This window comes from Kurthia gibsonii (assembly GCF_006539985.1).
In the GTDB taxonomy this organism is placed as follows: domain Bacteria; phylum Bacillota; class Bacilli; order Bacillales_A; family Planococcaceae; genus Kurthia; species Kurthia gibsonii.
Map to the genome: position 1 here is coordinate 65,825 of NZ_BJOB01000002.1, position 13,759 is coordinate 79,583.

15 protein-coding genes are annotated in these 13,759 nt (G+C 35.1%); 9 read left to right on the forward strand and 6 right to left on the reverse strand.

What is annotated here, in order from left to right; genetic code table 11:
- Positions 1 to 206: 206 nt before the first annotated feature.
- Positions 207 to 614, forward strand: a complete 408-nt coding sequence (locus tag KGI01_RS01005; protein ID WP_068454491.1) for a hypothetical protein — start codon at positions 207 to 209, stop codon at positions 612 to 614.
- A 215-nt stretch (positions 615 to 829) separates the two neighbouring features.
- Here the strand turns inward: KGI01_RS01005 and KGI01_RS01010 are convergent, their stop codons facing one another.
- Together KGI01_RS01010 and KGI01_RS01015 are read right to left on the reverse strand one after the other, a co-directional pair.
- Positions 830 to 1,717: a LysR family transcriptional regulator gene (locus KGI01_RS01010; protein WP_141272539.1), complete on the reverse strand. Its 888-nt coding sequence runs from the start codon at positions 1,715 to 1,717 to the stop codon at positions 830 to 832.
- Between the two features lie 12 nt (positions 1,718 to 1,729).
- Positions 1,730 to 2,302 (reverse strand): metallophosphoesterase family protein, encoded by a 573-nt coding sequence (locus tag KGI01_RS01015; RefSeq protein ID WP_141272541.1) that lies wholly within the window; start codon positions 2,300 to 2,302, stop codon positions 1,730 to 1,732.
- Positions 2,303 to 2,883: 581 nt separating this feature from the next.
- Here KGI01_RS01015 and KGI01_RS01020 point away from each other — a divergent pair.
- Both KGI01_RS01020 and KGI01_RS01025 read left to right on the forward strand, forming a co-directional pair.
- Positions 2,884 to 4,053, forward strand: coding sequence for an MFS transporter (locus KGI01_RS01020; protein ID WP_255314694.1), 1,170 nt, complete (start codon positions 2,884 to 2,886; stop codon positions 4,051 to 4,053).
- Positions 4,054 to 4,065: 12 nt separating this feature from the next.
- On the forward strand, positions 4,066 to 5,085 hold the full coding sequence (locus KGI01_RS01025; RefSeq protein ID WP_141272545.1) for an NAD(P)H-dependent flavin oxidoreductase: 1,020 nt from the start codon (positions 4,066 to 4,068) through the stop codon (positions 5,083 to 5,085).
- A 91-nt stretch (positions 5,086 to 5,176) separates the two neighbouring features.
- Here the strand turns inward: KGI01_RS01025 and KGI01_RS01030 are convergent, their stop codons facing one another.
- From KGI01_RS01030 to KGI01_RS01040, 3 genes are all read right to left on the reverse strand, one after another.
- Positions 5,177 to 5,959, reverse strand: coding sequence for an enoyl-ACP reductase FabI (locus KGI01_RS01030; protein WP_141272547.1), 783 nt, complete (start codon positions 5,957 to 5,959; stop codon positions 5,177 to 5,179).
- 75 nt (positions 5,960 to 6,034) lie between these two features.
- Positions 6,035 to 6,238 carry a hypothetical protein gene (locus KGI01_RS01035; protein WP_141272549.1) on the reverse strand — a complete coding sequence of 68 codons (204 nt, stop codon included), beginning with the start codon at positions 6,236 to 6,238 and terminating at the stop codon, positions 6,035 to 6,037.
- 140 nt (positions 6,239 to 6,378) lie between these two features.
- The gene (locus KGI01_RS01040) at positions 6,379 to 6,627 is read right to left on the reverse strand and encodes a ferredoxin (RefSeq protein WP_068454470.1); all 249 of its coding nucleotides are present in this window, start codon (positions 6,625 to 6,627) and stop codon (positions 6,379 to 6,381) included.
- A gap of 105 nt (positions 6,628 to 6,732) precedes the next feature.
- Between KGI01_RS01040 and KGI01_RS01045 the strand changes: the two genes are divergently transcribed.
- The 4 genes from KGI01_RS01045 to KGI01_RS01060 all read left to right on the forward strand — a co-directional run bounded on the left by KGI01_RS01045 (position 6,733) and on the right by KGI01_RS01060 (position 11,177).
- A complete protein-coding gene (locus KGI01_RS01045; RefSeq protein WP_141272551.1) occupies positions 6,733 to 7,749 on the forward strand; it encodes a YpbB family protein in 1,017 nt (338 codons plus the stop codon).
- Positions 7,750 to 9,186, forward strand: a complete 1,437-nt coding sequence (locus KGI01_RS01050) for a RecQ family ATP-dependent DNA helicase (RefSeq protein WP_141272553.1) — start codon at positions 7,750 to 7,752, stop codon at positions 9,184 to 9,186. It abuts the gene before it with no gap.
- A 74-nt stretch (positions 9,187 to 9,260) separates the two neighbouring features.
- On the forward strand, positions 9,261 to 10,025 hold the full coding sequence (locus KGI01_RS01055) for a LysM peptidoglycan-binding domain-containing protein (protein ID WP_141272555.1): 765 nt from the start codon (positions 9,261 to 9,263) through the stop codon (positions 10,023 to 10,025).
- 189 nt (positions 10,026 to 10,214) lie between these two features.
- Positions 10,215 to 11,177: a YpdA family putative bacillithiol disulfide reductase gene (locus KGI01_RS01060; protein ID WP_141272557.1), complete on the forward strand. Its 963-nt coding sequence runs from the start codon at positions 10,215 to 10,217 to the stop codon at positions 11,175 to 11,177.
- Positions 11,178 to 11,230: 53 nt separating this feature from the next.
- Here the strand turns inward: KGI01_RS01060 and KGI01_RS01065 are convergent, their stop codons facing one another.
- The gene (locus KGI01_RS01065) at positions 11,231 to 12,205 is read right to left on the reverse strand and encodes an asparaginase (protein ID WP_141272559.1); all 975 of its coding nucleotides are present in this window, start codon (positions 12,203 to 12,205) and stop codon (positions 11,231 to 11,233) included.
- 74 nt (positions 12,206 to 12,279) lie between these two features.
- Between KGI01_RS01065 and prsW the strand changes: the two genes are divergently transcribed.
- Positions 12,280 to 12,951, forward strand: a complete 672-nt coding sequence (gene prsW / locus KGI01_RS01070) for a glutamic-type intramembrane protease PrsW (RefSeq protein WP_141272561.1) — start codon at positions 12,280 to 12,282, stop codon at positions 12,949 to 12,951.
- A 124-nt stretch (positions 12,952 to 13,075) separates the two neighbouring features.
- On the forward strand, positions 13,076 to 13,732 hold the full coding sequence (locus KGI01_RS01075) for a flagellar brake protein (RefSeq protein ID WP_141272563.1): 657 nt from the start codon (positions 13,076 to 13,078) through the stop codon (positions 13,730 to 13,732).
- Positions 13,733 to 13,759 lie beyond the last annotated feature (27 nt).

Consider the following 13,759-nt stretch of genomic DNA (forward strand, 5'->3'; position numbering starts at 1 on the left):
ACTTTTTTGTAACATCAACGTAAAGTATGTGACGTATATAACAAAAAAACATCATTTTAAAGTAACAACTTACAATAAATGTCAGAGAATTTGCAAAAAGATTAGAAATATGTATAATAAGACAAAGACGATTGAACAAATTAAAAAATAAGAAATTTGCTTCAATATGAGAAAAAATGACTGATAAAATAGAGAGGGGAAGCTTTGTGACCGAAAGGAAACTACTCAGTGCTTTCATTACATCTCTTGCTGCGTTTTTTATATTACCGATGCTATATAGTAATCAGCAAGATGATTTTTTGACTTCGGCATTAAACATTAGTATGTATTCATTTCCTTTAATTTTTACATATGGATTAATCATATCCTATGTATCGGACTTTTTTGCTTCATCCAAACGAAATATTTCAGGTGTGTCTTTTTTATTCCATTCTTTACTAGGTTCAACAGTAGCTGTACCGATTTTTATTTATAGTTGGATGAATGATGAAGTCGAAACGGCGATGCAACCAGAAATTTGGACAGCAGGCTTTACATTAGGCGCGGTATTTTTCACAGCCGATGTTTCGTTAAAGTATTTAGGGAAGTATTTAGTATTAAATAGAGGAGCTTAGTTCATTCGAATGAATTGGGCTTTACGTAATTTGAAACATACATAACTAAAAGTATAGAAGTATAACATATGAAAATAGGGTGGGATATACGTGTAAAAAAACATCATCCTACATAAGCATAAGAAAAACTGGAATCGCGCTGTGGTGCGGTTCCAGTTTTTTATTGCGAACGCTAAAAAAGGAAAGTGAAATATTTGCCCAGCCTCTTCTTACGATTATTGGGAAGGTGATTTAAAGTAGTCAAAGATAAACTGTTGGAATTTTTGAGCAGCAGGTGATAAATAACGCCCTTCAGACCAAGCCATACCAATAATACGTTCAGCATTGACATCTGTTAGTGGGATTTTGGTAATACGTTTTTGATTAATTTCATCACCTTCAGGCAGAATTGATACACCGAGACCAGCGGCTACAAAGCCAGCAACGGTTGCGACTTCGTCACCTTCAAACGTAATACGTGGCTCAATATTTTTCTCTTGAAATAGCTCATCCATTTGAATACGAAGTGCATAGCCCTTTTTTAATAAGATAAAAGATTCTTGTCCGAGCTCTGTTAAAGTAATCGAATCTTTATTTGCTAGTGCATGGCTGCTTGGTACAATTGCGACCAATTTCTCGCGCCATAACTCACGCCATTCAATCGGCTTTTCTACCTCCATTTCTGCAAGTAAACAAAGATCTAAATCACCAGACTTCAATTCGAGTAATTGTAAATGTGTATGATTTTGTTTTAAAGAAAAGTGAATTTGTTCATTTTTTTTACGGAAATGTCGGATTAAATCGGGCACAACATTCGTTCCGAGGGTATGTAAGAAACCTAGTGATACTTCACCATGATTTGGATCGACAATTTGTTGAATCTCTTGCAAACCATCCTGATATTCTCGCATAATATTATGTACACGTTTTACAAATAGTTCACCGTAGCGATTGAGGCGAATTGAGCGTCCTTGACGTTCGAATAACGGGACGCCAAGCTCGTCTTCTAATCTGGCAATAGAGCGACTAAGAGCAGGTTGCGAAATGGATAATTGTTCTGCTGCTTTTGTCATATGCTGAATTTTTGCGAGCATTTGAAAATACTCCAGTTGTTGCCATTCCATCTATTTTCCCCCCTAAACTTTCATAAATGTAATCGTTCTTTGATCCGCATCATATAAACACCATTCGCGATGAAAAATGACAGAACCGACATTGATGGCATAGCGCTTTTTTGTTAAATGAATAGGTTCATTCCATTTGAAAGGTTGTGTGATTCCCTTATGAAAAAGTGCAGAATGATGGCTATGCCCGAAAAAAGTAAGTGGTTCACTATTTTTTTTAATGACAGGTGTAACATCGTCTAACCATTCAAATTGATGTCCGTGAATTAATTGAGCGCCTTCAATCTCCATTGTTTCAGGTAAAGATCCAAAAAGTGTTTGCCCAGTTACTTGCATGATGCGCAATTCTTGGTTTCCGATAATAGAAGGGAAATCAAGTAGTTGAATGAAATCATATGGTAATTTAGCAGCCACATGTAAAGGAAGCGACTGTTTTTTATGTGCTTTCTTTTTGCTAATCGTACATTCAAATAAATCACCCAAACCGATACGAATAGCAGAAGAAGCTGTTGCATCAATATGTTCTAAAACGGATTGTGTATCCTCTTTATGGGAATGTAGATCCCCTAATAAAGCATATTTCATAAAATAACTCCTTTTAATCCTCAATTAATAATAGTTTACCAAATAATTAGGTCACTTTATATAAACATATATTTTTAGAAAAGTATAATATGAGTAAATGAGTAAAAAATAGTATAAAAAACTTGTATCAATGATATGATAGAAGTCATTATATGGGGAAAAGGACGTGTATTTGTGAAAGATTTAAATAGAATGAAGAAATCAATAGTACTCGCTATTGTATTCTTTTAGCGAGCGCCTCTTTTACACCAATAATATCAGTACATGCGAAAATGACTTCACAAGAATTAATACAGAAAAAGATAATAATCGATAAGAAAATTATACAACTAGAACGTGAAATAGAAAGACTCCAAGCGAATCTACAATGTTGAGTCGTTAGGTTGGTGGAATCAATATATAGTAGGATATGGACGCTTCATATAAACGATTTATCAAAATCTAGAATTGCCTTAGCAAGAATAGTTTTTGATAAATTTTTCATGGTACACTAGTATAGGCAATTATGTACATAGAATAAGGTATTTTCATAATTGTGTAAAATGGTTACAATAAAATACACAGAAGGGAGCTTTTCCTGTTTGAATAATAAACTAAATCCAAAGATTTGGTTTGTATTATCAAACTTATTGGTTGTTTTTTTAGGAATTGGATTAATTGTTCCGGTTATGCCGACGATTATGCGTGAGATGGGGTTGGATGGAAAAACGATGGGCTATCTTGTTGCCGCTTTTTCATTGACGCAATTACTCATTTCACCTATTGCTGGAAAATGGGTAGATCGTTTTGGGCGTAAACGCATGATTGTTATCGGGATGTTCATCTTCGGATTGTCTGAGTTACTATTTGCAGTAGGTCATGTTGTTGAGTTGCTTTATTTATCACGTTTTATTGGTGGAATAAGTGCTGCTTTTGTCATGCCAGCCATTACAGCATATGTAGCTGATGTTACAGATATTAAACAGCGTCCAAGAGCGATGGGCTATGTATCAGCCGCAATTAATACAGGATTTATCTTAGGGCCAGGAATTGGCGGTTTTTTAGCGGAAATTAATATTCGCGTACCATTCTTCACAGCAGCTCTTTTAGGTTTTATTGGTACTGTTTTTTCGATTCTGTTTTTAAAAGAACCAGAACGAGAACAAGTGCAATCTGAAAAACCGATAAAAACAGAAGCAACAAGTTTGAAAATTTTACTACAACCAATTTTCTTTATACCTTTTTTAATTATTTTTATTTCTTCTTTTGGACTTTCGGCATACGAAACTATCTATGGATTATTTTTAGACCGTCAATTCCAATTTACAGCAAAAGATATTGCAATCTTATTGATTTTGAGTGGCGTACTTGGTACGGTATTTCAAGTCTTTTTATTCGATGGTTTAACACGGAAATTAGGAGAAATTAATTTAATTCGTGTCTGTATTTTTGTCGCTGCAATAATGATGGTTTTCATGATGAATGTATCATCATTTATATCAATCTTACTTGTGACATTAATGGTCTTTTTGACTTTCGATTTAATTCGTCCAGCTTTAACAACATATTTATCTAAAGTTGCTGGTCAACAACAGGGATACATTAGTGGGTTAAATTCGTCATTTACAAGTGTAGGGAATATTGTTGGACCGATTATCGCAGGAGCATTATTTGATTACCAAGCATATTCACCTTATGTTTTTTCGCTGGCTGTGCTGTTAATTAGTTTAGTAATCGCTATGTTTTGGAGACAACCAAAAAAGTTATTGTAGGGGGCGTGTAACATGCATTTACACAAAAAACTTTCAATGAACTACCCAATTATACAAGCACCAATGGCTGGTGTGACAACACCTGAAATGGTCATCGCAAGTCTAGAGGCAGGAATTTTAGGCTCGATTGGTGCAGGGTATATGTCTGCAGATTCAACACGGGATTTTATTCGCCAAGTAAAAAAATATTCATCTAAACCATTTTTAATCAATCTTTTTGCACATGAAGTACCGCCAGTTGTACAACACGAGATTACCATTGCAAAACAAGCATTGATTGATGCGAAAATTGACAATCAAATTAAAAGGGATGAGGTGAAATTGTCCAAATCTCAATATGATGAGCAATTAGCTGTTGTTTTGGAAGAAGGTGTTGCCGCTTGTTCGTTTACATTTGGTGCACCTACGCCTTTACAAATTCGTCTTTTAAGAGAAAAAGGTATTCTCATTTTCATTACAGCTACTTCACTTGAAGAAGTTCATGTAGCGAATCAATTGGATGTAGACGGTATATTCTTGCAAGGAATGGAAGCAGGAGGGCATCGTGGTTCGTTTATTGAGCCATTTCAGTATATACCGTTAAAAGATTTATTTACACAGGCAAAAGATATAACGAATATCCCGTTGATTGTTGCAGGAGGGATTGCAACTAAAAAACAAATGGATTGGTATCTAAACCAGGGAGCAGAAGCAATTACATTGGGAACTACTTTATTAGTAAGTGACGAAAGTGGTGCACCTTCTGCACATAAAGAACGTATTTTATGTGCGGAAACAGATGAAACCGTTCTCACAAAAATGTTTTCTGGAAAACCAGCTCGAGGTATTATGAATAGTTTTATTGAAAAGATGGAAATGATGCCTGTTGCTCCATTTCCATATCAAAATGATTTAACAAAAGGGGTTCGTGCAAGAGCAGCCTTTGCAAATAATTCCGAGAATATGTCTTTATGGGCGGGAACAAATTTACACCATACAATGAAAGGAACAATTCGAGAGATTATTGAACGATTTGTTCATGCAGATTTATAAAATAAAGCGAGAATCGTACGTGAATAGTACGACTCTCTTTTTTATGAAGCATAAAAAAGAAGTAGGAATAGGATCCCCACTTCTTCGCTTATTAAATACCTAGAATATTATAGCCAGAATCTACATAAATAACTTCGCCTGTTACACCGCTTGAAAGTTGACTTAACATCACAATTGTCATATTCGCTACTTCTTCTTGTGTAATGTTGCGACGCATTGGTGCAGCTTCTTCAATTTTATTTAAAATTTGATTAAATGATGGAACAGCTTTCGCTGAAATTGTTTTGATTGGTCCTGCTGAAATGGCATTTACACGAATGTTATCTTGACCGATATCTGCTGCTAGATAACGTACAGATGCTTCAAGAGCTGCTTTTGCGATACCCATTACATTGTAGCCTTCTAATACACGGTCAGCGCCTAAGTAACTCATAGTTACAATTGAACCATTCTCTGTCATATAAGGATGTGCAGCTTTTGCAACAGCGATTAATGAATAAGCACTTGTATCTTGTGCGAAAGCATAACCATCACGAGATGTTTCAAGAAAGCGGTTTTTTAAATCCTCTGTTAAAGATGAAGCAACAGAGTGTACGATACCATGAATAATACCGCGTTTTTTACCGATTTCATCAAATGCTTGTTGGATACTCTCATCACTGTTAACATCACATTGAATGACATCATAAGTAGATGCATCAACATCTGCTAATAGCTTTTGTAATTTTGCTAGTGAACGATCTTTACGGTATGTAAATGTAACGTGTGCACCAATTGAGAATAATGATTTTGCAATACCCCATGCAATACTACGGTCGTTGGCAACACCCATTACGACGATATTTTTATCTTTAAAGTTTAATAAATTTTCCATAATAGCCCCCTACATATAGTTACTATTAGTACCTGATACTAAAATTTTAACGTACTCATAGCGCGAATGCAACTATTATTTTGCAACAAAGCCAAATACATTTTTAATAAGATGAACAGAGACAAGGCTTAAAATACTCGCTACTATGAGTAATAATACATGTCGAACATTCTCAGAGAAAAAATAAAGAGGCGTAAAGTGTGTCATGAATTGAGCGTATGCAGCACCTAAAATAATAAATAACACGAGTTGAATGGAATAGTTAATAAAATATTTCATTTTAAACCTCCTTATAATCATAGCATTATGTATATAACACGATACCCATTTAAAGTAAGTATAAACTAAATTGAGAGAAAATTGAAACATTTAATAACAAAAGAAAAGAGACTAAAGCAAAGGCTCAGTCTCTTATCGTATTATTCGTATTTTAATGCATCGCCGTCGAAAGTTTCATCGGCAACCTTAATTGAGTCAGTTGGACAACCTTCAAATGCGTCCTCCATGTCCTCCATTAAGTCTTCTGGTACTTCAGTTGTCCCTGTGTTATTATCTAAAATAACGAAGGCAATGCCTTCATCATCATAGTCATAAATATCAGGTGCAGCAGCGCCACAAGCGCCACAAGCGATACAAGTATCTTGGTCTACAATTGTAAACTTAGCCATATATTTTACCTCTCCTTTTGTGTCGTTCCCAATAGCTTCATTCTTATTCTAAAGTGCTTTGCATTTCATTTCAACCATAATCAATGAAACGAGGAGGAATTTGGCTTGTTTTTTGAACAATTATTATTACATATACTTCAAAAGTATGATGGACAGCGAACAGTGTTTTCTGCATATCATTTACTAAAAGGAAAAAAGTCAGGTCAAACTATTCAAGACGTAGGGTTATTTCAATTACAGCCATACTTTAATTTATTCCCTCGTTTAACAAAAGAGAAATTTTATACACAAATTCAACATCTAGAACAAAAAAACAAAATTACGATTTCAGAAGATGAACATATACACGTTCTAGTTGCACCTCACCTCACATTTGATGGTTTAGATGGTTGGCATTTACGCGGTGGTGAACATGTTTTTTTTGACCGATTCCAATTAGTTGTGCAAACGATTTCTAATCTACGTATGCAAGAATCGCGCTTTTTACCGATTGTGCGAGATGAACGTGTGCAACAGTTTGTTCGTCAGTATTTGACGTGGCTACATTATCAAGAAGAAAAGCAACAACATGCTTTTATTGAAGCTTTCCATCAATTGCTAGAAGAACTTCCTGTGACTGAACAAGAAAAAAATATCTTCATGTATCGCTTGAGTGGGTTTCAACAAATTGGTTGGACATGGCAACAATTAAAAGAACAAACAAATAGTTCGGAACTTGATTTACAATTACAATATGTACATACGCTACATCATATGATTCGTTTTATTGAAGAACATTCCATCGCTTTATTTGAACCACTTTTATATCAAGTACGTGTACAAACAGTGTTAACAGCTTCTACACAGCAAACAGCTAATTTATTGATGCAGGGAATGAACATGGAACAAATTGCACAGATTAGACGTTTGAAGATGAGTACAATTGAAGATCATATTGCCGAAATTGCAATGAATGTGCAAACTTTTCCGATTGAGCAATTCGTACCAAATGAGATACGTTTAGCAATTGAAGCAGTTGTATCTGAAGTAGGGAGTAAAAAACTTAGACCAATCAAAGAAAAGATACCAGAAGCGAGTTATTTTCAAATTCGCTTAGTTTTAGCATGGGCAGGGGGTGTTTAAATGTTAGAAGAAGCATTAAAAAAATACTTTCATTACGATACATTTCGTCCAGGTCAAAGAGAAGTGATTGAAGCTGTTTTACAAGAAAAGGATGTGATTGCACTTCTTCCAACAGGGAGTGGAAAATCACTATGTTATCAATTGAGTGGTTATCTTTTAAATGGAACGGTAGTTATCGTTTCGCCATTACTATCACTCATGCAAGATCAAGTAGAGCAGATGAAGCGGTTTGGTGAAAAACGCGTAGTTGCCATCAATTCATTTTTACAAGGCGAACAACGTGAACGTGTGTTAGCGAATTTACAAGCGTATCGCTATATTTTTGTATCGCCTGAAATGTTAGGACAAAAAAGTTTTAAACGGGCTCTTTCGCGTGTTCGTATTGCATTAATTGCAGTAGACGAAGCACACTGTATTTCTCAGTGGGGATTTGATTTTCGACCAGAATATTTAAATATTGGTGATACTATTCGTACATTTTCACGTGTGCCAGTTTTAGCATTAACAGCTACTGCAACGAATCGTGTGAAAGAAGATATTCGAAAATATTTACATATGGAAAACCCTTATGAATGGATTTCAGCTGTGGATCGCCCGAATATTTGCTACCAAGTAGTACCTATTCAAAAACATTATGAGAAAATAGGTTGGTTAGTTGCCCATTTACAAGAAACGATTTCACCTGGCATTATTTATACACAATCACGTAAGAAAACAGAAGAATATGCAGAAGCTTTACGTGAAGTTGGCGTGCGTGTAGCAGCCTATCATGCAGGGATACAACAAGATGAACGGCAATTGATACAACATCAATTTATCGCAGGTGAGCTTGATTGGATTGTTGCGACGAATGCTTTTGGTATGGGTGTTCATAAAGAAAATATTCGTCAAATTATTCATGATCATCTACCAAGTTCGATGGGGAACTATTTACAAGAAGTAGGTAGAGCTGGACGAGACGGTGAACAGTCTTTTGCGACATTATTATTTACAGAAGAAGATGATCGTATTACAAAATCAGTGAGTGTAATGGATTACCCTCAAGAATTTCATATTGATGAATATGAGCGGTTAGCGAATCAAGGCGTTAATCCTTTTATTATGGTAGAAGAAAGTAGAATAACTGAAACAAGTTATCGTATTTTACATTATTGGATGCATAAATTACCAAAAATAGAGGTAATAGAACAAATAAATCGAATGAAATTTGAAAAAGTGAAAGAAGTCGACCAATTGCAACAAATTTTAACAGGGAAAGACTGTATAAGAGAAGAAATTAGCCGATATTTTGAACAGGAACTCCTAACGAAGCCTGTGTTATGTTGTTCCATATGTGGTCTACCAGAAGACGTAATACCGAAGAAACGATTAATAAAAGAAGCATCGGCGCAACTTTTTTCATGGCAAGAACGTTTTAAACAAATATTTCCAAATTAAATTGAGATTCATTTACTTTTATTAAAATTTTAGTCATAATAGTATTATGATTATATAGAAAAAGGGGGATACACATGTCTCAAAATGATTATAAAGAGCGCGTAGAGGCGCATCGCCAATCCATCCAAGTAGAAGGTAATGGGACAAGTGAGAAGCCTACACGTATGTCGCGTAAGCAGCAAAGAGAAGCAAAGGGTGGTGGAAAACCACCGAAAAAAAATAAGAATAATTCTCTTTTGACAGTGTTAGCAGTTGTCTTTGTTATGATTCCAGCCGCTATTTTAATTTATACATTCGTTATTAAATCGGATACACCTACTAAAGAAGCTCCGAAAGCAGCAGGTACTGAACATGTAGAGATTGAAACAAATCAAAATGACGAAAAAGACACAAAAGAAAAACAGAAAAAAGAAACACAAACAAAAGATTCAACAGCTAAAGCTGATGATGTAACAAAAGAAGAAAAGCAAGCAGCAAAAGAAAAAGAACAACAAAAGCTAGCAGAGGAAAAGGCAGCAAAAGAAAAAGCAGCAAAAGAAAAAGCGGCGAAACAAAAGGCTGAACAAGAAAAAGCAGAGCAAGAAAAACGAGCTGCTGAGAAGAAAAAAGAAGAAGAGGAAAAGAAACAACCGGTTGAAACTGTAAAACCTTCTTCTGCTTATACGGCAGCAATTCAAGGCGGATATTTACACAATGCTGTAGAAGGCGACACGATTCAAAGTATTTCAATTAAATACTATGGTAGTGAAGCGTATGTAAATCAAATTAAACAACTAAATGGAATTACGGCGGATCGCGTGCCAGCAGGGACAAAAGTAGCTTTAATTAAAACACAATAAAAATAATCGTTCTTATATTTCAAAAGTCATAGGTATCACATAATATGGAGAGGAATCGTTTTGTAAAATGATTCTTCTTTTATTTTGGTGGAAAAGAGAAGCGTACACATAATTCAAATACTGTTTTTTAAAAAAGAGAAGCGTATAATAGGATAGAAGAGTTTTTTAGAAATAAAAGGAGTGACAGATATGCGTCGAGAAGAAGCTATTATTGTTGGGGGAGGTCCTTGTGGATTATCAGCAGCAATTGCTTTGCAAAATATTGGTTTGAAGCCGATTGTAATTGAAAAGGGTAATATTGTGAATTCAATTTATAATTATCCCACCCACCAAACATTTTTTAGTTCAAGTGAAAAGTTAGCCATTGGCGACGTTCCTTTTATCGTAGAAGCACAAAAACCTAAAAGAAATGAAGCACTTGTCTACTATCGTGAAGTGGTTAAAATGAAAAATTTAGATATTCATCGCTTTGAAGAAGTACGTCATGTAGAAAAAGACGGCGAGGAGTTTATTGTCGAGACATCAAAAGAAGTGTACCGCACACCATATGTAGTCATCGCGACAGGGTACTATGACCATCCAAACTATATGAATATCCCTGGTGAAGAATTGCCGAAAGTGATGCATTACTTTAAAGAAGGGCATCCCTATTTTGATACCGATGTATTAATTATTGGCGGTAAAAACTCTGCGATTGATGCAGCGCTTGCACTTCATAAAGCAGGTGCGCGTGTAACAGTTGCTTATCGTGGCAGTGTTTATTCGCCAAGTATTAAACCGTGGGTGTTACCTGACTTTGATGCACTCGTACGTACAGGCGAAATTATTATGCATTTTAATACAGTTGTAACAGAAATTCGTCCGCATGAAGTCGTTCTTGTTGAAGAAGGTGTAGAAAAAACAATTGAAAATGATTTTGTTTTCGCTATGACTGGATATCATCCGGACCATCGTTTCATTAAAGAGATGGGTGTTGAACAAGATGTAGCGACAGGTCGACCTGTTTTTGATGCTGAAACGATGGAAACGAATATACCGGGACTTTTCATTGCAGGTGTTATTGCTGCTGGAAATAATGCGAATGAAATCTTTATTGAAAATGGACGATTCCATGGAGAGCAAATTGCCAAATGTATTGAACAAAAAAAGTAAAATCCTAAAAAAGAGGGAACGCTTAACTAGCTGTTCCTTCTTTTCATATTTTACTAGTTTCGATAGAAAAACTCAGCAATTGAAATTTTAGGGTTTTGTTCATTTAATGCGACCAATAATTTTAAACGCGCTTTTTGTCCGTTGATCCCATTTGTATAGATAGCGCCTAAATCCTCAAGCATCTTCCCACCGCCTACATAACCATAAACACCTTGGGCAATTCCATTAAAGCAACGTGACACAATGACAACAGGAATACCGTCATCTAATAGTTTTTGAACACTTGGTACAATTGAAGGCGGAACATTTCCTTGCCCAAAACCTTCGATAACTAAGCCATCGTATTTAGCTAATCGAATGGCTTCAACGATATCTGCTTCCATTCCTGCATAAGTTTTGAGTAATGCAACACGTTTTTTAAAATCATGTACTTCTGCAAATTCGCGAAGAACAGGTGAATGATGAAAATGAATGTTTTTATTTGTAATCAGACCAATTGGTCCATATTGAGGTGATTGGAAAGTAGCAACATTACTTGTCGATGTTTTTGTAACATTTGCTGCAGCATGAATTTCATCATTCATAACAACTAAAACACCTAATCCATGTGCTTTTTCTTCACTAGCAACACGAATCGCTGCAACTAAATTATAAATACCATCTGAACCAATTTCGTTAGATGAACGCATGGCGCCTGTTAAAATAATGGGGATGTCTGTATGAATAGTTAAATCTAAGAAATAAGCTGTTTCTTCTAATGTATCAGTGCCATGTGTAATGACAATACCATCATAAGCTACTTTTTTTAGTTGCTTTTCAATTATTTTACGTAGTGTCAACATGTGCTCAGGTGTCATATGTGGAGAAGGAAGATTGAAGGCATCAATCTCTGTAATATGTGCAAACTGTTCTAATTTTTCACTCTCTTTTGTTAAAGGGTTGACTTCATCAGGGACAACCGCACCATTTTCTTCAACGTGCATCGAAATTGTACCACCTGTATGAATCAATAAAATTTGTTTTTTCAATATGAATACCTCCTATTAATATCGCGTTTGCTAATGCTATAATAAGCAGTAATAAAGGTGAGAGGAGCTTAATTATGTTCATCTTATTATCTGTTGCGATCGCACCAGGACTTGCTTTATTTAGCTTTTTTTATTTACGCAATCAAATGGCAACAGAACCTAGAAAAACATTGCTACAGTCATTTATCTATGGCGTAATTTTAACATTTCCAATCATGTTTTTACAGTATGTATTTAAAGAAGAACAAGTTTTTCAACATATAATTGTGCAAGATGTCTTTTTTACAGGTGTTATTGAAGAATTTTTTAAATGGATTTTTCTTATTTTAGTTATTTATCATCATGTTGAATTTGACGACCCCTATGATGGCGTATTGTACGGGGCAGCTGTATCTTTAGGTTTTGCAACGGTTGAAAATGTGATTTATTTAATGTCTTATGGCATGGATACAGCGTTTTTACGCGCAATTTTACCTGTTTCAAGTCATGCTTTATTTGGTGTTGTGATGGGTTATTATCTCGGTAAAGCGAAATTCCAACCTTCTCAAGGGAGTTTACGTTACAGGGCACTTTCCTTATCTGCACCGATGACCTTACATATTTTATACAATGCGATTTTCATTTCTCAAAATCACTGGGTATATTATATGGTTCCATTCATGCTCTTTTTATGGTGGTTTAGTTTACGAAAAGTAAAACAAGCACATAAAGCACTCGTCCAACTCATGATTCAAAAAGCAAATTAGTTCAAAGGTTGTGTATCTGTATTCTAATATGTGTAAATCGAAAGGTTTTTTTGAAAGAATCGTGGAAAAAGTTGTGTTATAATACCAGTATATACATATAATTAAACGGATATGGGTGAAAAGTATGGAGATCAAATTAGGTACAAACTTACTGTTAGCGCCTTATGATGAAGAAACAGATGAAAAGTTTAAATGCAAAGTAGTTGATCAACAAGGAGATATCTTATTTATTGATTATCCTGTTAGTACGCTGACGCATCGTACAGCTTTTTTAATGGAAGGAACTCGTTTTCGTGCATCTTATATTGATGAAGCGAAAATTGGGTTCAGTTTTAAAACAACAATTATGGGACGCGAAAAGGGGAACATTCCAACGTTAAAGCTTACTGTCCCACCAGATGAAGAATTTGAAAAAGTACAGAGACGAGAATATGTACGTGTGGAGACACCAGTTGATGTTGCAATCTATCGTAATGACCATTATAGCCAATATGTATCAGAAGATATTAGTGCGGGGGGATTAGCGATTATTGCTTCGCAAGCAGATCAATTTAAGCCATTGGAACAAGTTGAACTTACGATTGCACTGCCTTTTGAAAATCGAGAAGATGGTGTAAAATACGTACAGACTTCAGCTGAAGTAATTCGTGTCATTGATCAAGAAGGTATTATTATTGTACCGCTTAAATTTATGAATACAGACGAAATTGACAAGCAACATATCTTACGTTTTTGTTTTGAACGTCAGTTGTTAATTCGAAAAAAAGAAACAAAAATTTAATTTTAAAAATGGCATTTCATGGACAAA

Bases quoted from the DNA above. Each gene is read 5' to 3' on its own strand.
- KGI01_RS01010 (WP_141272539.1), bottom strand. From the start codon at position 1,717: ATGGAATGGCAACAACTGGAGTATTTTCAAATGCTCGCAAAAATTCAG.
- KGI01_RS01015 (WP_141272541.1), bottom strand. From the start codon at position 2,302: ATGAAATATGCTTTATTAGGGGATCTACATTCCCATAAAGAGGATACA.
- KGI01_RS01025 (WP_141272545.1), top strand. From the start codon at position 4,066: ATGCATTTACACAAAAAACTTTCAATGAACTACCCAATTATACAAGCA.
- KGI01_RS01030 (WP_141272547.1), bottom strand. From the start codon at position 5,959: ATGGAAAATTTATTAAACTTTAAAGATAAAAATATCGTCGTAATGGGT.
- KGI01_RS01035 (WP_141272549.1), bottom strand. From the start codon at position 6,238: ATGAAATATTTTATTAACTATTCCATTCAACTCGTGTTATTTATTATT.
- KGI01_RS01040 (WP_068454470.1), bottom strand. From the start codon at position 6,627: ATGGCTAAGTTTACAATTGTAGACCAAGATACTTGTATCGCTTGTGGC.
- KGI01_RS01050 (WP_141272553.1), top strand. From the start codon at position 7,750: ATGTTAGAAGAAGCATTAAAAAAATACTTTCATTACGATACATTTCGT.
- KGI01_RS01055 (WP_141272555.1), top strand. From the start codon at position 9,261: ATGTCTCAAAATGATTATAAAGAGCGCGTAGAGGCGCATCGCCAATCC.
- KGI01_RS01060 (WP_141272557.1), top strand. From the start codon at position 10,215: ATGCGTCGAGAAGAAGCTATTATTGTTGGGGGAGGTCCTTGTGGATTA.
- prsW (WP_141272561.1), top strand. From the start codon at position 12,280: ATGTTCATCTTATTATCTGTTGCGATCGCACCAGGACTTGCTTTATTT.
- KGI01_RS01075 (WP_141272563.1), top strand. From the start codon at position 13,076: ATGGAGATCAAATTAGGTACAAACTTACTGTTAGCGCCTTATGATGAA.